The organism is Streptomyces sp. NPDC054796 (assembly GCF_053611545.1).
On record NZ_JBSHAO010000032.1, the window covers coordinates 83,216 to 103,337 of the forward strand.

Annotated in this window: 15 protein-coding genes and 1 rRNA gene; 7 read left to right on the forward strand and 9 right to left on the reverse strand. The window is 70.1% G+C overall.

Translation table 11 applies throughout. The features are described from left to right. Positions 1-141 precede the first annotated feature (141 nt). Positions 142-2,988: a preprotein translocase subunit SecA gene (gene secA, locus ACWGJ2_RS24995; protein WP_453348444.1), complete on the reverse strand. Its 2,847-nt coding sequence runs from the start codon at positions 2,986-2,988 to the stop codon at positions 142-144. A gap of 181 nt (positions 2,989-3,169) precedes the next feature. On the opposite strand from secA, the gene ACWGJ2_RS25000 reads away from it, so the two are divergent. Further along, positions 3,170-3,772, forward strand: coding sequence for a GNAT family N-acetyltransferase (locus ACWGJ2_RS25000; protein ID WP_453348445.1), 603 nt, complete (start codon positions 3,170-3,172; stop codon positions 3,770-3,772). 134 nt (positions 3,773-3,906) lie between these two features. Then, a complete protein-coding gene (locus ACWGJ2_RS25005; RefSeq protein ID WP_453348446.1) occupies positions 3,907-5,127 on the forward strand; it encodes a winged helix-turn-helix domain-containing protein in 1,221 nt (406 codons plus the stop codon). Between the two features lie 68 nt (positions 5,128-5,195). On the opposite strand, the gene ACWGJ2_RS25010 is transcribed toward ACWGJ2_RS25005, so the two are convergent. The 7 genes from ACWGJ2_RS25010 to mtnA form a co-directional block, all read right to left on the reverse strand. Further along, positions 5,196-5,945 carry a response regulator gene (locus ACWGJ2_RS25010; RefSeq protein WP_453348447.1) on the reverse strand — a complete coding sequence of 250 codons (750 nt, stop codon included), beginning with the start codon at positions 5,943-5,945 and terminating at the stop codon, positions 5,196-5,198. Positions 5,946-6,097: 152 nt separating this feature from the next. After that, a complete protein-coding gene (gene hpf / locus ACWGJ2_RS25015) occupies positions 6,098-6,790 on the reverse strand; it encodes a ribosome hibernation-promoting factor, HPF/YfiA family (RefSeq protein ID WP_453348448.1) in 693 nt (230 codons plus the stop codon). A 309-nt stretch (positions 6,791-7,099) separates the two neighbouring features. Continuing rightward, positions 7,100-7,825 carry a ComF family protein gene (locus ACWGJ2_RS25020; protein ID WP_453348449.1) on the reverse strand — a complete coding sequence of 242 codons (726 nt, stop codon included), beginning with the start codon at positions 7,823-7,825 and terminating at the stop codon, positions 7,100-7,102. Between the two features lie 155 nt (positions 7,826-7,980). After that, positions 7,981-9,876, reverse strand: a complete 1,896-nt coding sequence (locus tag ACWGJ2_RS25025; protein ID WP_453348450.1) for an LpqB family beta-propeller domain-containing protein — start codon at positions 9,874-9,876, stop codon at positions 7,981-7,983. After that, positions 9,866-12,007, reverse strand: coding sequence for an MtrAB system histidine kinase MtrB (gene mtrB, locus ACWGJ2_RS25030; RefSeq protein WP_453348451.1), 2,142 nt, complete (start codon positions 12,005-12,007; stop codon positions 9,866-9,868). The genes ACWGJ2_RS25025 and mtrB overlap by 11 nt, the downstream gene beginning before the upstream one ends. Position 12,008: 1 nt before the next feature. Then, complete coding sequence (gene mtrA / locus ACWGJ2_RS25035) at positions 12,009-12,686, reverse strand: two-component system response regulator MtrA (protein WP_453348452.1); 678 nt, start codon at positions 12,684-12,686, stop codon at positions 12,009-12,011. Then, positions 12,683-13,846, reverse strand: coding sequence for an S-methyl-5-thioribose-1-phosphate isomerase (gene mtnA, locus ACWGJ2_RS25040; protein ID WP_453348453.1), 1,164 nt, complete (start codon positions 13,844-13,846; stop codon positions 12,683-12,685). Before mtnA ends, mtrA begins: the two co-directional genes overlap by 4 nt. A gap of 137 nt (positions 13,847-13,983) precedes the next feature. Between mtnA and ACWGJ2_RS25045 the strand changes: the two genes are divergently transcribed. The 5 genes from ACWGJ2_RS25045 to ACWGJ2_RS25065 are packed head-to-tail and all read left to right on the forward strand — an operon-like array spanning position 13,984 to position 19,637. After that, complete coding sequence (locus ACWGJ2_RS25045) at positions 13,984-15,228, forward strand: hypothetical protein (RefSeq protein WP_453348454.1); 1,245 nt, start codon at positions 13,984-13,986, stop codon at positions 15,226-15,228. Between the two features lie 4 nt (positions 15,229-15,232). Beyond that, positions 15,233-16,015, forward strand: a complete 783-nt coding sequence (locus tag ACWGJ2_RS25050; protein ID WP_453348455.1) for a DUF4129 domain-containing protein — start codon at positions 15,233-15,235, stop codon at positions 16,013-16,015. After that, positions 16,012-17,334 carry a DUF4350 domain-containing protein gene (locus ACWGJ2_RS25055; protein ID WP_453348456.1) on the forward strand — a complete coding sequence of 441 codons (1,323 nt, stop codon included), beginning with the start codon at positions 16,012-16,014 and terminating at the stop codon, positions 17,332-17,334. The genes ACWGJ2_RS25050 and ACWGJ2_RS25055 overlap by 4 nt, the downstream gene beginning before the upstream one ends. Further along, entirely contained in the window at positions 17,331-18,296 is a 966-nt protein-coding gene (locus ACWGJ2_RS25060) for an AAA family ATPase (RefSeq protein WP_453348457.1), read from the forward strand. Before ACWGJ2_RS25055 ends, ACWGJ2_RS25060 begins: the two co-directional genes overlap by 4 nt. A 30-nt stretch (positions 18,297-18,326) precedes the next feature. After that, positions 18,327-19,637: a DUF58 domain-containing protein gene (locus ACWGJ2_RS25065; protein WP_453348458.1), complete on the forward strand. Its 1,311-nt coding sequence runs from the start codon at positions 18,327-18,329 to the stop codon at positions 19,635-19,637. A 216-nt stretch (positions 19,638-19,853) separates the two neighbouring features. Here ACWGJ2_RS25065 and rrf read toward each other — a convergent pair. After that, positions 19,854-19,970: ribosomal RNA gene (rrf, locus tag ACWGJ2_RS25070) — 5S ribosomal RNA — on the reverse strand. Positions 19,971-20,122 lie beyond the last annotated feature (152 nt).

Consider the following 20,122-nt stretch of genomic DNA (forward strand, 5'->3'; position numbering starts at 1 on the left):
CGCCCGCGCCCGCACCCCGCGAAGCGGCCCCGCACACGACCTGGCCCCGGCGCCCCCTCACGGGGATGCCGGGGCCGGGTCAGGAACGTCGTCAGGCGGCGGGGGCGGGCGGCGGACGGCCGTCACCTCACCGTCTCACCGTCACTTCTTGCGGCGCTTGCCCTTCTGCGCCTTGCGCCGCTCCGCGCGGGTCATGCCGTCCGCCTCGGAGCGGACCGGGGTGCCGGGGGTCTCCATCTCGCCCTCGACGACACCGCCCTCGGCGGTCGGCGCGGAGAAGTGCAGGCGGTCGGGGCGCTGCGGCGCGTCGAGGCCCTTGGCGCGGATCGCGGGGGTCCCGGACCCGCCGGAGCCGCCGGACCCGGCCGTGGCGGGAACCGCGTCCTGCGGCTCCTTCTCCAGCGACGCCTTCGCCTCCTCGGGCTTCTTGTCCTCGACGGGAACCTCTTCGACCTGCTGCTCGACCTGGACCTCCAGGTTGAACAGATAGCCGACCGACTCCTCCTTGATGCCGTCCATCATGGCCTGGAACATGTCGTAGCCCTCCCGCTGGTACTCGACCAGCGGGTCCTTCTGGGCCATCGCGCGCAGGCCGATGCCCTCCTGGAGATAGTCCATCTCGTAGAGGTGCTCACGCCACTTGCGGTCGAGCACGGACAGGACCACGCGCCGCTCCAGCTCGCGCATGATCTCGGAGCCCAGCTCTTCCTCGCGGGCGTCGTACTGCTGGTGGATGTCGTCCTTGATGGACTCGACGATGAAGTCCGCCGTGATGCCCTCGCGGTCGCCCGCGGCCTCCTCCAGCTCCTCCACCGTGACCTTCACCGGGTAGAGCTGCTTGAACGCGCCCCACAGCCGGTCCAGGTCCCACTCCTCGGCGAAGCCCTCGACGGTCTCCGCCTGGACGTACGCCTCGATGGTGTCGTCCATGAAGTGGCGCACCTGCTCGTGCAGGTCCTCGCCCTCCAGGACGCGGCGGCGCTCGCCGTAGATGACCTCGCGCTGACGGTTGAGGACCTCGTCGTACTTGAGGACGTTCTTGCGGATCTCGAAGTTCTGCTGCTCGACCTGCGACTGCGCGGAGGCGATGGCGCGGGTGACCATCTTGTTCTCGATCGGGACGTCGTCGGGGACGTTCGCCATCGACATCACGCGCTCGACCATCTGGGCCTTGAACAGCCGCATCAGGTCATCGCCCAGCGAGAGGTAGAAGCGGGACTCGCCCGGGTCTCCCTGACGCCCTGAACGGCCGCGGAGCTGGTTGTCGATACGGCGCGACTCGTGCCGCTCGGTGCCGAGCACATAGAGCCCGCCGAGGTCCTTGACCTCCTTGAACTCCGTCTCGACCGCCTTCTCCGCCTTCTCCATCGCGGCGGGCAGCGCCGCAGCCCACGCCTCGGCGTCCTCCACGGGATCGAGGCCCTGGGCGCGCAGTTCCTTCTCCGCGATGTCGTCGGCGTTGCCGCCGAGCTTGATGTCCGTACCGCGGCCCGCCATGTTCGTGGCGACGGTGACCGAGCCCTTGCGGCCCGCCTCGGCGACGATCACGGCCTCGCGCTCGTGGTTCTTCGCGTTCAGGACCTCGTGGCGCACGCCGCGCTTGTTGAGCTGCTTGGAGAGGTACTCGGACTTCTCGACCGAGGTGGTGCCGACCAGCACCGGCTGGCCCTTCTCGTACTTCTCCGCGATGTCGTCGACGACCGCGTCGAACTTCGAGACCTCGGTGCGGTAGATCAGGTCCGCCTGGTCCAGCCGCGCGAGGGGGCGGTGCGTGGGGATCGGGACGACGCCCAGCTTGTAGATCTGGTGGAACTCGGCCGCCTCGGTCATGGCCGTACCGGTCATGCCGGAGAGCTTGTCGTAGAGCCGGAAGAAGTTCTGGAGGGTGATCGTGGCGAGCGTCTGGTTCTCGTCCTTGATGTCCACCCCCTCCTTCGCCTCGATGGCCTGGTGCATGCCCTCGTTGTAGCGGCGGCCCGCGAGGATACGGCCGGTGTGCTCATCGACGATCATGACTTCGCCGTCCATGACGACGTAGTCCTTGTCGTTCTTGTACAGCTCCTTGGCCTTGATCGCGTTGTTGAGATAGCCGACGAGGGGCGTGTTCACCGACTCGTAGAGGTTGTCGATGCCCAGCCAGTCCTCGACCTTGGCGACACCGGCCTCGTGGATGGCGACGGTGCGCTTCTTCTCGTCGATCTCGTAGTCACCGGTCTCGGGCTTCTGCGTGCGCGGATCGCCCGCCTCGCCCTTCTCCAGCCGCTTCACGAGCTTGGCGAAGTCGCTGTACCACTTGGTGGCCTGGTCGGCCGGACCGGAGATGATCAGCGGCGTACGCGCCTCGTCGATGAGGATGGAGTCCACCTCGTCGACGATCGCGAAGTTGTGGCCACGCTGGACCAGCTCGTCCTTCGACCACGCCATGTTGTCGCGGAGGTAGTCAAAGCCGAACTCGTTGTTCGTGCCATAGGTGATGTCGCAGTTGTACTGCTCACGGCGCTGCTGGGGCGTCATGTTCGCGACGATGCAGCCGACGGTCAGGCCGAGGAACTGGTGCACGCGGCCCATCCACTCGGAGTCGCGCTGCGCCAGGTAGTCGTTGACGGTGATGATGTGCACACCGTCACCGGAGATCGCGTTCAGGTAGGCGGGCAGCGTGCCGACGAGGGTCTTGCCCTCACCGGTCTTCATCTCCGCCACGTAGCCGAGGTGGAGGGCCGCGCCCCCCATGACCTGCACGTTGTAGTGGCGCTGCCCGAGCACACGCTTGGCAGCCTCGCGAACCGTCGCGAACGCTTCCGGCATCAGGTCGTCGAGGCTCTCGCCGTCGGCGTACCTCTCCCTGTACTCGTCCGTGAGAGCCCGGAGCTCGGCGTCCGACAGGTCCACGAAGTCCTCTTCGATGGAATTCACCTGCCGCGCGACGCGGTCCAGCTTGCGCAGGATCTTCCCTTCACCTGCGCGCATGAGCTTGCCGAAGACGGACACTTAGGGTGGCTCCTTGCCGGTCGGGCCTGGCACGGTCAGTGCGCGGGCACGGCGATACGGTCCCCGCCGCACCGGCCATCGTATGCGAGGGGCGACGGCCCCTGTACCCCTAACGTGCCGGAGTCCCGGAAGGTGCCGGGAGACGCGGGACGCGCTGGCAGGGGCGGCGCACAATCGGAGAATGGAACCGATCACCCTCAGCACCGAGCGCCTGCTGCTGCGTCCCCTCGACGAGCGCGATGTGGAAGCGGTACGGGCGGCCTGCCAGGACCCCGAGATACCCCGCTGGATCCCGGTGCCCGTGCCGTACGAGCGCGAGCACGCCGAGGAATTCGTGCTCGGCGTCAGCCCTGACGGATGGCAGTCGGACACCATGTACAACTTCGGCGTCTTCACCAGGGACGGCGCCTTCGTCGGTTCCATGGGCCTGGTGCGGCTCGGTCTGCTGCGCACTCCCGACCGTCAGGCCGAGCTGGGCTTCTGGACCGCGAAAGAGCAGCGCGGCAAGGGCTACACCGTGGAGGCGGCCCGCGCGGTGATCGACTGGGCCTTCGCGGGGCTGGGCGTGGAGCGGCTCGAATGGGTCGCGCAGGTGGGGAACGAGGGGTCCCTGGCGGTGGCGCTGCGGCTGGGCTTCGTGCTGGAGGGGGTGCAGCGGGCGCGCATAGCGCACCGGGGTACGCGCAGGGACGCGCGCGTCGCCGCGCTCCTGCCCACGGACTGGGGGCGCCCGCTGCGGACGCCCTACCTCCCGGCGGCGAGGGCGGGGTCGGCGACGGGGTGACGGCGCCGACGCTGCCGGGGCGGCCGACGCTGCCGGGGCGGAGGGGTGGCCGGGGCGGAGGGGTGGCCGGGGCGGAGGGGCGACGGTGACCGGGTCCAAGTGGATTGTCGGTGGCGGCACTTATGGTGAGCCGCATGACGAGCAGCGAGACGTCGAGCGCGACGAGCACCCCGGTTGCCAGGATCTCCCTCTCCGCCGATGAGGCCCGTCGGATCGCGCTGCGCGCGCAGGGCTTCCTGGGGGCGCCGGACCGCCGTGCGGGAGTGCGCGGCGTGCTGCGTGCCCTCGGCGCCGTGCAACTGGACACGATCTCGGTGCTGGCCCGCTCGCACGAGCTGGTGCCGTACGCCCGTCTCGGCGCCGTCGGCAGGGACACGGTGGAGTCCGCTTACTGGTCGGGGGGCCACAGCTTCGAGTACTGGTCGCACGCGGCCTGCATCCTCCCCGTCGAGGAGTGGCCGCACTTCGCCTTCCGGCGCCGGGCCTTCCTCGCGCGGGGGCACCGCTGGCACCGGATGGAGGACCGCGAGGGCTCCACGGCGCTCGTTCGCGACCGGCTGAAGGCCGAGGGCCCGCTGACCACCGCCGAGCTGGGCGGGGGACGCAACGGCGGGGAGTGGTGGGACTGGTCCGAGACCAAGATCGCGGTGGAGTGGCTGCTCGACACCGGTGAGGTCGTGTGCACGGAGCGTCGCGGCTGGAAGCGGGTCTACGACCTGGCGGAGCGCGCCATCCCGGACGCGCTCCTGCACGACGACATCGACGACCGCGAGTGCGTCCGCCGCCTCGTCACACAGGCAGGCGCCGCCATGGGCGTGGCGACCCGCGCCGATCTCGCCGACTACCACCGGCTGAAGGCCGAGCAGGTGGACGAGGTCCTGCCGGACACGGGTCTTGTGCCGGTCGACGTGGAGGGGTGGGGCAAGGACAAGGGCGGGACCGCCGCGGCCTGGGCGGACCCGGCAGCGCTGGAGTCGGTGCCCCGCGGACGGCACCGTACGACGCTGCTGTCCCCCTTCGACTCCCTCATCTGGGACCGGCCGCGCACCCAGCGCATCTTCGGCTTCACCCACCGGCTGGAGGCGTATGTGCCGCAGCCGAAGCGGGTGCACGGCTATTTCGCGATGCCGCTGCTCACGGGCGGCAAGCTGGCGGGACGCGTGGACCCTGGGCGCGAGGGCGCTGCGCTGGTGGCGCGGCAGGTGTCGATGGCGGGGCCCAAGGCGGTCGCACCGATGGCCCAGGCCCTGTGGGAGGCGGCGGAGTGGGTGGGGTGCGAGGAGGTGCGCGTCGACCGGTGCGACGATCCGGTCCTCCGCGCTGAGCTGCTCTCGGCGCTGGCCGCCTCCGCGTAACCGGCCCGCCCGGCCCCGGTCCGGCCCGGCGCTCGGTCACCGTCGCCCGGGGGCTCCGGCCGCCGGGCTCAGCGGATTTCGAGGATCTTCTCCCGCATCGCGTAGACGACAGCCTCCATGCGGGAGTGGAGCTGGAGCTTCTCCAGGATGTTGCGCACGTGGTTCTTGACGGTGTTCTCGCTGATGAACAGCTCTTTGGCGATGTCCCGGTTGTTCATCCCGGTGGCCACCAGCTTGAGGACCTCCAGCTCGCGGTCCGTCAGCTTGGGCGCTGGCACCAGCTTGCTCTCGTCGGTGCGCTGGATCATCGACTTGAACTCGGTGAGCAGCTTCGCCGCCATCGACGGGCTGATCTGGGACTGGCCGTCCGCCACGGCTCTGATCGCCGCGGACACCTCGTCGGTGGAGATCTCCTTGAGGAGATAACCGGTCGCCCCGGCCTTGATCGCGTCGTAGAGATCGGCCTCCTCGTCGCTGATCGTCAACATGATGATCTTCGCGCTGGGGGCCACCTCCTTGATCGAGGTGCACGCCTCGATGCCGCCGCGCCTGGGCATCCGCACGTCCATCAGCACGATGTCGGGCAACAGATCGGCGGCCTTGTCCACGGCCTCGGCTCCGTCCCCCGCCTCGCCGATGACCTGGATGTCCTCCTCCTGGGCGAGAACGATCTCCAGCCCGCGACGGAAAAGCTCATGATCGTCCACGACCAGGACGCGAATGGGCTCCTTGCGCAGTTCCCTCGCGCGCAGATCCTCGTCCGACGGGCCCGAGTGTGCGTGGGGCATGGGCATCGCTGGCCCGAAGCTGTCCACCATGGTTCCTCCCCCTGCAAGGCTATGCCGCACCAACCCCATTGCGCACAGAGCGGGTTGGCGTGTGGGGACATAATTCCATGCCCGCGCCCCCAACTGGGCTCTCGACCCGGCCGGGGGCGCCGCTCACTCAGGTGTGGGGCAGTTGGGGACGGTCAGCCGCCAAGAGCGCCACCGGCGCCCGGAGGTGGCTCTTCGACGAAGGGATCGGGCTCCAGGTGGATCACCCCGTAGTCGTAGCCGTGCCGCCGGTAGACGACACTCGGCTGCTTGGTCTCGGCGTCAACGAACAAATAGAAGTCGTGCCCGACCAGCTCCATCTCGTAAAGCGCCTGGTCAAGCGTCATCGGGGCGGCGGCGTGCGTCTTCTCGCGGACCACCAGCGGGCCCTCTCCCTGCACGTCCAGCGGTCCGACCTTGGTGATCACGGCCTGACCGCCGCCCTCGGGCGCGGCGGACACCGCCGCGTCGAGCTGACCATTGAGTTCCGCCGCAAGGGGCGCGGTCGCCTCCGCCACACTCATCGGTGCTCGGTTCCCCTTGCGCTTGACGCAGCGCTTGTCGTGCTGCTTCCGCAGCCGCGCTTCCAGCTTCCCGGTCGCCAGGTCCAGCGCCGCGTAGGGGTCGGAGGCCGCTGCCTCCGCACGAATGACCGGCCCTCGGCTTCGCAGGGTGATCTCCACCCTGTCGGAACGGTCGGCCTGCCGGGGATTGTGCTCCTTCGACACCTCGACATCCAGGCTGATCACCTTTCCGTCGAGCTTCTGGATTTTCTCCAGCTTCTCGGCCACGTGCTTGCGGAACCGGTCGGGCACCTCGGTCTTACGGCCCTTGACGACGATGTCCACGCAGAACTCCGTTCCCGGACGGCCCACGCCTCGACGCGCGGAGCGCATCCTTTGTGCACTGACACCAGAGGTCGGCTTCCTGCCGCTTGACCTCCGGAAAACGTCGGCTTGCGACTGTCACCTCCTTCTCCCCCGAAGGGAAGATCGTCACCCCAATCCGAACGTACCTCCACTGGGGGATGGTCGGCACCCCCTACTGGCACGTACCTCCGTTCAGGGACTTTTTGGCATCTATTACCTGCAACGATGCCGGGTCTCTGCTAGTTCCGTACCGCATTCCCAGCCACCTCCCGCACCATGCGTACCGGCTCACGGACGCCACGCGACCACCGCGGCTCCGGCCACACCTCCAGCCTCCACCGATATCGCCCTGGCCGCCTCCACAAGGGAGGCTCCCGTCGTCATCAGGTCGTCCACCAGCACCGTTTCCCCCTCCTCAAGGAATCTCGCACTGCCGGGCGCGGACTCCAGCGCGCCGTTAAGATTCGCCAGCCGCTGCTCGGCCGTCAGCCTCGCCTGGTCCGCGACCGCGCGCCGCTGCCGCAGCACCGTCAGCACCCGCGCGGGCACTCCGCTCCGCCGCAGCTCCCGTGCCGCGATCACCGCCATCCGCCGCACCGGATCGTGCCCGCGCCCCGCGACGGCGCGGCGCGCCGAGGGAACGGGCACGAGACTGACCGGTCCGCGGGGGACGTGTGGCGTGGCCGGGGGTGTGGCCCCGGCCCCGGCGACCGCCATACGCACCGCTCCGGCCAGCACGGCCCCGAGCGGCGCGGCCAGCCGCAGCGCCCCACGTTCCTTGTGAGCGAGCAGCACGGCCCGTGCCTCATCGGCGTACGGCACAGCTCCGTAGACCGCGGGCAATCCTGACGGCACCTGCGACGGCCACACCCGTCGCGGCACCGCGCATGTCAGCGCGCTGCTGCACTCCCGGCAAAGCTGGCCCCGTGCCCGCGGCGATCCGCAACCTGCGCAGTCCGCGGGCAGCACCAGCCCGGTGAGTTCCTGCTGGAGTTCCTGCCACAACTCCCGCATGACCACCACTGTGTCAGCGTTGCTCGCCCGCCACCACCCCTGTGGATAACTCAGGGACGGGAGGGGGAGCGGAGGCAAAACCGCAGGTAGACGGAGCGTCGACGGGACCAGCGGCGGGACGTGGAAGTGGTGGCCTATCCGGGAGTGGGCGGTGCCTATCCCGGGTAGACCGGTTCCGACCCGCTGCCCGTCAGTGTCTTCCAGTTGGCGTCGGGAGGCAGCCGCACGATGCCGTCCTCCGAGTCGGCGAGCAGCGGCTTGTCCTCGTCCTCCGAGGCGGCCACGCCCGTCACGTCGTTGATGCCGGGCAGCGTCGGCTGGTTGGAGACCGAGCCGTCCGTCTCCATGTACTGGAGCTGCTGCACGCTTCCCGACTCACGCCCCACGACCACGAGCCGGCTGCCGCCCGCCCAGGAAGCGGCGACGACGTCCTCCATCTGCGGGGCGACGGGGCGCAGTTCGGCGACGGTCACCTCGGGCTTCTCGACCGTTCCCGAGCGCTCGACACGGCCCAGCTGGAGCGTCCTGCGTCCGTTCGGCTCCTGGATCCGCAGGGCTATCCGCACGCCGTCGGACGCGATGCGCAGGGACTCGATCCGCTGCCCCTTGCGCAGGCCGGGGACCGTGACCTCCTCGGGCGTCTCCGTACCGCCGCGCAGCCGCAGCAGCCGGGGGCTGTCCGGATCGCGGTCGGCCACCCACAGATCCCCGAGGCCGTCCCAGCTGGGCGCCGTGAGCCTGTCCTCCTCGCTCTTCGCCTTGCTCGTCAGCACGGGTTCGCCCAGGTCACTGCCCTGGGCCAGCGAGGCGACGTACAGCGAGCGCCGCCCGCGCGTGACGGCCGCGCCCTCGCGCTCGGAGCGGCTGACGGCGACGGAGCCCATCTCGACCTTGCCCTGGCCGAGGGCGCCCTCGACGGGCTTGGGCTTCTCGCTGTTCCCGGCGAACGCGGCGACACGGTGCTTGTCGTCGATGAAGTACTGGCGTGCCGCACGCCCGTTGAGCCTGCCCGGCTCGTAGATCTCGGCCTGCTCGCGCGTCTGCTCGCAGAGCCCCTCGCCGTCGGGCCCCGCCAGCTCGACCTTGCTGACCTTCGCCGACGCCTGGCCCTGGACGGTATGGAGCACCTGGGCCGCCATTCGGGAGCACTGCGCGCGGTCGGCGCGCGCCCCCCGCGCGTTGAGGTGTACGGACAGTGCGCCGGAGTCGTCCAGGGACAGGTGCTGACCGCGCGCCAGCTTCGCGCCCCTGGGGAAGGAGGACGTGACCACCGGGTCGATCCAGTCGGTCGGCCCCGCCAGCAGGGCGGCGACCGTCTCGGTCACCGGATCGATCCTGCGCCGCAGATAGATGGAGTCCGCGACCAGCACGTCCTTGCCTCCGGCCACCGACTCGGAGTCGGGGCCCAGGAGGGCGTAGTAGTACGTGTTGATGGGGCGGTAGATGCGCTGGAAGTCGGACTCGCCGAGAACCAGCCCGCTCGGCATGCGGTCGATCCGCCACTCCCCCTTGACCTTGGAGAGGTGGAAGCCCTTGGTGTAGTCGCCCTTGTCCGGTGAGTACGCGTGCTTGCCGTCGACGACTGCCATGCGGGAACCGGACACCTCGACGGTGTAGCCCCGCTCTCCGGTCGTGCGGTGCGCCCTGCCGGGGCTCGGCCCGTCCGAGAGCACGGTCGTACGGGCGAACGGGTCCCAGCTACGCGCCAGGCCCTTGGTCAGGTACTCCTTGGCCGTGGTGAACGTGGCCTCGTCGCTCGTCGTCGCCTCCAGGAAGCCGCGCACGATCTGCTGCGGCTCCTCGCCCTTCTGCGGGCTGACGCCGAAGACGCGGACCTGCGAATCGGGTTCGGCCCGGTGGGAGGAGTCCACCCGGTCGACCTTGCCCTCGTCCGGCATCGACGCACATCCGGACAGCAGCACGGCACAGGCCACCAGGAGCACGCCGACGGCGCGCGAGCGGGGGCGGGTGGCAGACGGGCGACCGGGACCGCTGGGACCACTGGGACCACTAGGACCGCTGGGGTGACCGTGTCGGTGCTCAGCGCTCATCCCTGCCCTCCTCTCGCGTGTCCCCGCGCGTCGTGGCGCGCGTTCCCGGCCCGTTCCGCTTCCCGTTACCGCTGTCGCCGTCTCCACCGCCGTCGCCGGTGCCCGTGGTGTCTCCGGCGTCTCTGCCGTTCCGCGCCTCTCTGGCCTCTCTGGCGCCGACGAGGGCCGACGGCTCGGCCGGAGCCGACGATCTCGGCGCCCGCTGCGGTTCCGTCCGGCCGGGCGGCAGCGCGGGCAGGGGCGCGGGCGCCGGCGGGTTCGCGGAGGGGTTCGCGTCGTCGCTCATGCGGGTCTGCGGGGGGACGCCGCTGTCCAGGCCCCGCTTGCGGCGCGAGTCGGCCGGTTCCAGCGGTATCGGGGAGCCGCGCAGCGTGTCTCCGGCCGCACACGGCAGCGTCAGCCGGAACTGGGAGCCGCCGCCCGGCTCGCCCCACGCCTGGAGCCAGCCGCCGTGCAGCCGTGCGTCCTCGACGGCGATGGAGAGGCCGAGCCCCGTGCCCCCGGTCGTACGGGCGCGGGCCGGGTCGGCGCGCCAGAAACGGTTGAAGACGCGGTTGACCTCGTTCCGCTTGAGCCCGACCCCGTAGTCGCGGACCGCGACCGCGACCGCGCCGCCCCCGGAGGCCAGGCGGATCACCACGTCGCGGCCCTCGCCGTGCTCGATCGCGTTGTCCACGAGGTTGCGCAGCACACGTCCGATGCGGCGGCCGTCGGCCTCCGCGATCACGGGACGCTCGTCGCCCCGCACCAGAATCCGGCTGCCCTTGCGCTCGGCCAGCGGCTCGCATCCCTCGACGACGAGGCTGACGACATTGCGCAGGTCGATCGGATCGGCCTCCAGATTGGCCGCTCCCGCGTCAAAACGGCTGATCTCCAGCAGATCGGCGAGCAGCGATTCGAACCGGTCCAGTTGGCCGAGCAGCAGCTCGGCCGAGCGCGCGGTCGCCTGATCGAAGTCCTCCCGCGCCTCGTGGATCACGTCGGCCGCCATACGTACCGTCGTCAGCGGCGTACGCAGCTCGTGCGAGACGTCCGAGACGAAGCGCCGCTGCATCCGGGACAGCGCTTCCAACTGCTGGATCTTCACCTGGAGGTTCTGCGCCATCTTGTTGAAGGACTCGCCGAGGCGCGCGATGTCGTCCTCGCCCGTGACCTTCATCCGCTCCTGGAGCCTGCCAGCGGCCAGCCGCTCCGAGATCCCGGCGGCCATCCGTACGGGCGTGACGACCTGCCGCACCACGAGCCACGCGATGGCTCCGAGCAGGACGACGACGAAGACCCCCGCGGTCGCCAGCGTGCCCTTGACCAGGCTGAGGGACTCCTCCTCCTGGCTGAACGGGAAGACGTAGTAGAGCTGGTACGGATTGCCGCTGGCGTCGTTGAGGCGCTTGCCGACGATGAGCGCGGCATCGCTGTCGCCGTTGATGCGGTAGACCTTCGCGTAGCGCTGGTGCGTGCCCGGCTGCTCGTCGAGGGCCTTGCGCAGGTCGGCGGGGACGCTCTCCTCGGGGCGGATGTCACCGGAGGAGCGGGGCCCCCTGGTGCTCGTGCTTCCGGTGCCCAGGAAGGGCGCTTCGTTGTTGTCGGAGCCGAGCGCCACGACCGAGTAGACGCCCTGGCCACCGCTGGCGAGCTGTTCCACCAGGTTGTTCAGCCAGGTGCCGGTGTTCTGCGTACTCCTGCCGCCGCTGGCGCGCGAGCTTCCACCGCCCTCGCCACCGCGGCCGCTCCCCGAGCTGTCGGCCATCTCCTGCGCGGCCGCGAAGCCGCCCGCGGCCTGGCTCTGCGCGGTCTTCTCCTTGGCGTCGAGCAGCCCGTTACGCACCTGGCCGATCACCACGAGCCCCAGAAGCAGCACCACGCCGAGCGACATCAGCAGCGTGGCGGCGACCACCCGCAACTGGATGTTGCGCCGCCACAGCCGCAAGACGGGCAGCAGCGGACGGCGCACCCAGCGGACGAAGATCCGCACCATCGGGTGCGCACGCGGGCCGGTCGCCCCCTCGGGAAGCAGCCCCTCGGAGAAGAGCGCGCCACTGCGCCACAACCGCCCGAATTTAGACATTTCGGACTCGCGGTCCCCGGCTCCGCCCCCACCCGTACGGTGCGGAGCAGAGCCGTTCCGGGACATGTCAGCTAGGCCCGGCCTTGTATCCCACGCCGCGCACGGTCACCACGATCTCCGGCCGCTCCGGATCCTTCTCGACCTTCGAGCGCAACCGCTGCACATGCACGTTCACCAGGCGCGTGTCCGCCGCGTGCCGGTAACCCCACACCTGCTCCAGCAGCACCTCACGGGTGAAGACCTGCCATGGCTTACGGGCCAGCGCCACCAGGAGATCGAACTCCAGAGGCGTCAGCGCGATGGACTGCCCGTTCCGCTTCACCGAGTGCCCGGCGACATCGATCACCAGGTCCCCGATAGCGAGCTGCTCCGGCGCGGGCTCCTCGGACCGCCGCAGCCGTGCCCTGATCCTTGCTACCAGCTCCTTGGGCTTGAACGGCTTCACGATGTAGTCATCCGCACCGGATTCGAGACCGACCACCACGTCGACGGTGTCGCTCTTGGCGGTCAGCATGACCACCGGCACCCCCGACTCGGCCCGGATCAGCCTGCACACCTCGATGCCGTCCCTGCCGGGCAGCATCAGGTCGAGCAGCACAAGGTCCGGCTTGGTCTCGCGGAAAGCGGCAAGCGCCTTGTCACCGTCCGACACGAACGACGGTTCAAAGCCTTCGCCGCGCAGCACGATGCCAAGCATCTCTGCCAGTGCGGTGTCGTCGTCGACGACGAGGACGCGTCCCTTCATGGGTTCATCATCCCATCGCCTGATCGTGACGTTCCCTTTCGTGACGTGGAACACAGCCCACTCACGTTTTCCCTGGTCACCGGTGAGATCACGCCACGCTCCGTAACGATCGCCGTGACCAGCTCAGCCGGGGTGATGTCAAAGGCGGGGTTGTACGCCTGGGCACCCACCGGCGCTATGGGTATCCCGGCGCCGGGCTGCTCCGTCAGGCCCGCGCCCGCCTCTCCCCTCGTGTCGGAGTGGTACGGCGACGCGATCTCCGTCACCTCGAACCCCGGCCGCTGCTCGACCTCGATCTCCGCCCCGCTCTCCGTGGACATGTCCACCGTCGTCACCGGCGCCACCACGATGAACGGCACCCGGTGATGGCGCGCCAGCACCGCCAGCGGGTAGCTGCCCACCTTGTTGGCCACCGACCCGTCCGCCGCGATCCTGTCCGCGCCGATCAGTACGGCGTCCACCTCGCCCGCCGCGAACAGCGACCCCGCCGCGTTGTCTGCCAGCAGGCTGTACGCCATGCCGTCACGTGCCGCCTCGTACGCCGTCAGCCTCGCCCCCTGGAGCAGCGGCCGGGTCTCGTCCACCCAGAGCCGACGCAGCTCGCCCGCCTGGTGCACGGCCCGTACGACCCCGAGGGCCGTCCCCTGGCCGCCGGACACCAGCGCGCCCGTGTTGCAGTGCGTGAGGATCCGCAGCCGACCGCCCGGCAGCAGCTCGTCCAGCAGTTCCCGCCCCAGCTCGGACATCCGCGCACTCGCCTCGGCGTCCTCCCGGTGCACGAGCCGCGCCTCGGTCAGCGCCGCAGCGGCAGCGCTCGCGTCGCCCGTCCCCGCGTCGAGCGCGAGCCGGTACGCCGCCTCCGCCCGGCGCACCCCGTACGCGAGATTGACCGCCGTCGGCCGCGCGTGCGCCAACTGCTCCGCCGCGTCCGCGACATCGAACCCCCGCGCGGCGGCGAGCGCGACGCCGTAAGCACCCGCGATACCCAGCAACGGGGCACCGCGCACAGAGAGGGCACGGATTGCCGCCACCAGAGCGGGTACATCCGTACACACCAGCTCAACTTCCTCGACGGGCAGCCGTGTCTGGTCAAGAAGCACCAGAACCGGCCCCTCCGGACGTTCCTCCCACCGCAACACCGGAACAAACTGATCAGCCATCCGCACAGTCTGCCCCCACCCGCACCATCACCAGAAGGCAAAGGAACGCCCCGGGGCCCGGCCCGGGCAACATCGGGCCGTGGCACGATGGCTGCCAACCAGGCGATGGAGCGACCGACACTCCGAGGTGACCACACGTGAACGACTCTCCGGGCTGGGCCTCGCCCGGATCCTCCCCGGCCGACCGACCCTCCGAAGAAAACGGGTCGGAGGCGTCCGGGAGCACGTCTCCGCAGACTCCCTCGGACCAGCAACCTCGCAACTGGTCGGCACAGCAGCCGCCCCCGGCGCAGGGACAGGGCTGGGGCGCCGCTCCACCTCCGCCACCGCCTGGGCAGCCCGGCTGGGGCAACTGGAACGCCACCTGGCACCAGGCCCCCGCTGCCAAGCCCGGCGTCATCCCGCTGCGCCCCCTCGGCGTGGGCGAGATCCTCGACGGCGCGGTCACCACCATGCGCGCCCACTGGCGCACCGTGCTGGGGATCTCCCTCGCGGTCGCCATCGTCACCCAGGTCGTGGCCACCGTCGTCAGCGGACTCTGGCTCCAGGGCTCCAGCGACCTGGAAGCGCTGGCGAACGACCCCAACCCCACTTCCGACGAGATCCTGAGCGCCACCAGCGGCACCCTCAGCAGCTCCGCCGTCGCCGCCGTCGTCGGCATACTCGGCTCCGTGATCGCCACGGCCATGCTGACGGTCGTGGTCAGCCGCGCCGTCCTCGGCCGGGGCGTCTCGACCGGCGAGGCATGGCGGGACGCCCGCCCTCAGTTGCTGCGTCTGCTCGGCCTCCTCGTCTTGGTCCCGCTGCTGGTCAGCCTCGTCATACTCGCGGGCGCCGTACCCGGCTTCGCCCTTCTCACCGCCGGCGCCGACGGCCCCGGTGTGGCCCTCCTCCTCATCGGCCTCGTGATCGGGCTGGCGGGAGCCGTCTGGGTCTGGGTCCGCTTCAGCCTCTCCCCGCCCGCGCTGATGCTGGAGAAGCAGGGCGTCCTCACCTCGATGCGCCGCTCCGGCAAGCTCGTAAGAGGCAGTTGGTGGCGCATCTTCGGCATCCAACTGCTCGCCTACATCCTGGTCTTCATCGTCTCCTCGATCATCCAGATGCCGACCACGTTCATCGGCATGCTCGCGGGAGGCGAGGGCACCTCCGCCTTCACCGGAACGGCACCCCCCACCGGCTGGACGTTCCTCATCATCACGGGCATCGGAGCAGTGGTCTCCTCCACGATCACCCTTCCCATCAGCGCCGGAGTCACCGCTCTCCTCTATCTCGACCAGCGCATCCGCCGCGAGGCCCTCGACCTCGAACTCGCACGGGCCGCAGGCGTGCCCGGCTACGGCGACGGCGGCATGCGGACCGACCACCCCACGCCCGGAAGCTGACGCCATGGCTGGGGGTCTGGCAACAGCGGCTCTGCTCCCGGTTCTCACCCGGCAGTCGTCGTCCTCCGCGGCGGACGACGACGGTCCGCCGGTGACCGTCCCCCGCGCTCCCGCCCGGGAAGCGGCGGAACGCGAGCTGTCCAAAGCGCGGTACCACGAGAACGACCCGAGCCTGCTCCAGCAGCTCTTCGACTGGGTCTGGGAGCGTGTGAACAACCTGCTGTCCGCCGCGGCAGGCGCGACCCCGGGCGGCTGGGTCGGCCTCGCGGTCCTGGCGCTGGTGCTCGTGCTGCTGGTCGTGGCGCTGCGGCTCCGGCTGGGCAAATTCCGCCCGACGTCCTCTTCCCAGGACAGCGCGCTCTTCCACGATGGACCCCGCAGCGCCGCCGACCACCGCGCCGCCGCGGAAGCACATGCCTCGGCCGCCCGTTGGAGCGAAGCCCTCCAGGAACGGATGCGCGCCATCGTCCGCTCCCTCGAAGAACGTGCGCTGCTGGACCCCGGCCCGGGCCGGACCGCCGACGAGGCCGCCACCGAAGCGGGCCGTGAACTGCCCGACCACGCACCCGCCCTACGCTCTGCCGCGCACGACTTCGACGAAGTCACATACGCGGGGCGGTCGGCCGACGCCCCGGCGTACACCCGCATGCGTGACCTGGACACCGCACTCCAGCGGGCGAAGCCCCGCCTCGCCGGGGCCGGTGCCAGAGCGGGAACCGAAGCCCACGCCCTGGCCGCCAAGGACGAGGGCTCCGGCCCCGCCTCCGCGCATGGAGGCGGCCGTTGAGCAGCTCCGACGCGTCCACGTCCCTCTCCCCCACAGCCCGCCAACTGTGGAAGCGAGCCCGCGGCCTGCTCATCGCCGCCGCCGTCCTCGCCGCGGCAGGCGTGATCCTCGCCGCCATGCGCTCCGGGGGCCACCATGGCGTACTCGACCCCCGGTCCGCCGACCGCTACGGCAGCAGAGCCGCTGCCGAACTCCTCGCCCAGCAAGGCGTCGACACCGAAGTGGCCACCACCATCACCGAGGCGGCCGCCAAGGCGGGTCCCGACACGACCCTCCTCGTCGCCCAGCCCGACAGCCTCAGCGAAAACCAACGGTCCAAGATCCGTGAAGCCACCGAGCGCGGGGGGCGCACCATCCTCGTCGCTCCGGGACGAGCCTCGGCCTCGGAGCTCGCACCCGGCGTACGCGCAGCCGCGCCGGCCGAGATCCAGCCCACTCCGCCCGACTGCGATTTCCCCGCCGCCGAACGGGCGGGAGACGCGGACCTCGGCGGCCTCCGCTACGCGGGCGCTCCCCGTCACGCCGACGCCTGTTACCTGCACCAGGGCCTGCCGTCCCTGCTGCGCCTGCCCGCCGACCGCGGTCACGGCGACAGTGGCACAAGCCCCGACACCGGGGACACCGTGCTGCTCGGAGCCCCCGACCCCCTGTACAACGACCGCCTCGGCCACCGCGGGAACGCCTCGCTCGCACTTCAGCTTCTCGGCTCGCGCGAACATCTCGTCTGGTACCTCCCCTCGCCCTCCGACACCTCCGCCACGGACAGCCAGAACCGTGGCTTCTTCGCCCTCCTGCCCGACGGCTGGACGTGGGCCCTGCTCCAACTCGGCATCGCCGCCGTACTCGCCGCCCTGTGGCGTGCCCGCCGTCTCGGCCCGCTCGTTCCCGAACGCCTCCCCGTCTCCGTACGTGCCTCCGAGGCGACCGAAGGCCGTGCCCGTCTCTACCGCAGGGCTCATGCGCGCGATCGCGCCGCCGACGCCCTCCGTACCGCGACGCGCACCCGTCTGGCTCCTCTCGTCGGTGTCCCCCTCTCCCAAGCCCACTCGCCCGAAGTCCTCGCTCCGGCAATGGCCGCACACACACCGGCGGACATGGCTCCTCCTCCCACCGGCCCCGTCTCTCCCGTTTCCGGGCCCCCGCAAGGCGACGAGCCAACCGTCACGGACAGCGCGGGCATCCGCGCCCTCCTCTTCGGCGCCCCACCACAGGACGACACGGCTCTGATCCAGCTCGCCGACGAACTCGACCGACTCGAACGACGCATGACCGCCGCGTCCCCCGCCCCGTCTCCCACAGACAAGGACCGCACCCCGTGAGCGCCCCTTCCGCAGACAGCGCCCGCAGCGCCCTTGAATCGCTGCGCCTTGAAATCGCCAAGGCAGTCGTCGGCCAGGACGCGGCCGTCACCGGACTGGTCATCGCCCTGCTCTGCCGCGGACACGTACTGCTCGAAGGCGTCCCCGGCGTCGCCAAGACACTTCTCGTGCGCACGCTGGCGTCCACACTCGAGCTGGAGACAAAGCGGCTCCAGTTCACCCCCGACCTCATGCCCAGCGACGTCACCGGATCGCTCGTCTACGACGCGCGCACCGCCGAGTTCTCCTTCCAGCCCGGTCCTGTCTTCACCAACCTGCTTCTCGCGGACGAGATCAACAGGACCCCGCCGAAGACTCAGGCATCGCTTCTCGAAGCCATGGAAGAACGTCAGGTCTCGGTCGACGGAACGCCCCGCGCTCTCCCGGAGCCGTTCCTCGTCGCTGCCACCCAGAACCCGGTCGAGTACGAGGGGACATACCCCCTCCCCGAGGCACAGCTCGACCGCTTCCTGCTAAAGCTGAACCTTCCGCTGCCCAGCCGCGAGGACGAAATCCACGTCCTGACGCGCCACGCCGAAGGTTTCGACCCACGCGATCTTCAAGCGGCCGGCGTCCGTGCCGTCGCGGGCCCTGCCGAACTCGAAGCCGCACGTGCCGCCGTCGCCAAGACCTCGGTCTCCCCCGAAGTCACGGGATACGTCGTCGATATCTGCCGCGCCACTCGTGATTCCCCCTCACTCGCCCTCGGAGTCTCCCCCCGAGGGGCCACCGCTCTGCTCTCCGCCGCTCGCGCCTGGGCCTGGCTCACCGGCCGCGACTACGTCATCCCCGACGACATCAAGGCTTTCGCTCTCCCCACCCTGCGGCACCGCGTCCAACTGCGTCCCGAGGCCGAGATGGAGGGCGTCACTCCGGACAGCGTGATCAACTCGATCCTCGCCCACGTCCCGGTCCCCCGCTGAGACGCTCTCGGCTGATTGGCGAGCACCCCCATGGCACTCACCGGACGCACCGCCCTCCTCGCGGCCCTCGGCGCCCTCTTGGTCGGCCTCCTGCTACCGAGCTGGACCGGCATCCTCGCCGTCGAGCTCCTGCTGCTACTCGCAATCCTGTACGACCTCGCACGGGCAGCACCAGTGAATCGGCTCCAGTTCACACGATCCGGTGATACATCAGTTCGACTCGGCGACGATGCGCACGTCACCGTCGTCGTCACCAACCCCTCCCGGCGACCGCTGCGCGCCCTGCTGCGCGACGCCTGGCCCCCCAGCAGCTGGCCGGAGGCGGCAGGGCCCCTCTCCGGACGTCATCGCCTCACCGTCGAACCCGGCGGACGGCAACGCATCACCACGCCCCTGCGCCCCACGCGCCGCGGCGACCACCGTGCTGACCGCCTCACCGTCCGGTCCCTCGGTCCACTCGGTCTCGCGGCCCGCCAGGGCAGCCACGCCGTTCCGTGGACCGTCCGCGTCCTCCCGGCCTTCGCCAGCCGCAAGCACCTGCCCTCGAAGCTGGCCCGCCTCCGCGAACTCGACGGCCGCACGAGCATCCTCACGCGCGGCGAAGGCACCGAATTCGACAGCCTGCGGGAGTACGTGCCAGGCGACGACACCCGATCGATCGACTGGCGGGCGACCGCCCGCCAGTCCGCCGTCGCCGTCCGCACCTGGCGCCCCGAACGCGACCGCCGCATCCTCATCGTCCTCGACACCGGCCGCACCTCCGCCGGGCGCGTGGGCGACGCGCCCCGTCTCGACACCTCCATGGACGCCGCGCTTCTCCTGGCCGCGCTCGCCGCGCGTGCGGGCGACCGCGTCGACCTTCTCGCGTACGACCGCGTCTCCCGCGCCACCGTCAAGGGCCGCACCGCGCACAACGTGCTGCCGGCCTTCGTGGGGGCCATGGCCCCGCTGGAACCGAGCCTGGTGGAGTCGGATGCCCGTGGGCTGGCGTCGACCGCGCTGCGCATCGCCTCACATCGCTCCCTCGTCGTCCTGCTGACGGGCCTGGAGCCCTCGGCAATCGAGGAGGGGCTTCTCCCTGTGCTGCCTCTTCTCACGGAGCGCCACACGGTCCTGGTGGCTTCTGTCGCCGATCCCCGTATCGAGGAAATGACACGTGCTCGTGGCACCGTCGAGGCGGTGTACGACGCAGCCGCAGCAGCTCGTACGCAAACGGAACGCAGAAATGTCGCCGACCGCCTTCGCCGTCATGGCGTCATCGTCGTCGACGCCTTGCCCGCGGATATTGCTCCCGCGCTGTCGGACGCGTACCTCGCCTTGAAGGCAGCGGGACGCCTCTAGATCGAGTAAGGAAGCAGCGAGAAGGCACACACGCGGGTACGTACAGGCGCCGTACTGCCCGGGCCGTACGCGTACGTACGCTCTTGAGCCGCCAAGGAGATGTGAAATGCCAGGGCCGGGTTCTGCTGTTTTCGGGCATGCGAAAAGGGCCCCCGAGCAGGGTCCCTAGTGACACTGTCACCGGGAACCCGCTCAAGGGCCCTCAACATAAAAGGAGTTCGGCGGCGTCCTACTCTCCCACACGCTCCCGCATGCAGTACCATCGGCGCTGAAAGGCTTAGCTTCCGGGTTCGGAAAGTAACCGGGCGTTTCCCTCACGCTATGGCCACCGAAACACTATGAAACACACAACACCGGACATAAACACGGCTGTTCGTGGTCTCAGAACTAACACAGTGGACGCAAGCAACTATGGACAAGCCCTCGGCCTATTAGTACCGGTCAACTCCACCCCTCACAGGGCTTCCATATCCGGCCTATCAACC

Coding starts and splice junctions, on each gene's coding strand:
- ACWGJ2_RS25000 (WP_453348445.1), top strand. CDS start 3,170: ATGGAACCGATCACCCTCAGCACCGAGCGCCTGCTGCTGCGTCCCCTC.
- mtrA (WP_453348452.1), bottom strand. CDS start 12,686: ATGAAGGGACGCGTCCTCGTCGTCGACGACGACACCGCACTGGCAGAG.
- ACWGJ2_RS25050 (WP_453348455.1), top strand. CDS start 15,233: ATGGCTGGGGGTCTGGCAACAGCGGCTCTGCTCCCGGTTCTCACCCGG.
- ACWGJ2_RS25005 (WP_453348446.1), top strand. CDS start 3,907: ATGACGAGCAGCGAGACGTCGAGCGCGACGAGCACCCCGGTTGCCAGG.
- mtrB (WP_453348451.1), bottom strand. CDS start 12,007: ATGTCCCGGAACGGCTCTGCTCCGCACCGTACGGGTGGGGGCGGAGCC.
- ACWGJ2_RS25025 (WP_453348450.1), bottom strand. CDS start 9,876: ATGAGCGCTGAGCACCGACACGGTCACCCCAGCGGTCCTAGTGGTCCC.
- ACWGJ2_RS25020 (WP_453348449.1), bottom strand. CDS start 7,825: ATGCGGGAGTTGTGGCAGGAACTCCAGCAGGAACTCACCGGGCTGGTG.
- mtnA (WP_453348453.1), bottom strand. CDS start 13,846: ATGGCTGATCAGTTTGTTCCGGTGTTGCGGTGGGAGGAACGTCCGGAG.
- ACWGJ2_RS25010 (WP_453348447.1), bottom strand. CDS start 5,945: ATGGTGGACAGCTTCGGGCCAGCGATGCCCATGCCCCACGCACACTCG.
- ACWGJ2_RS25065 (WP_453348458.1), top strand. CDS start 18,327: ATGGCACTCACCGGACGCACCGCCCTCCTCGCGGCCCTCGGCGCCCTC.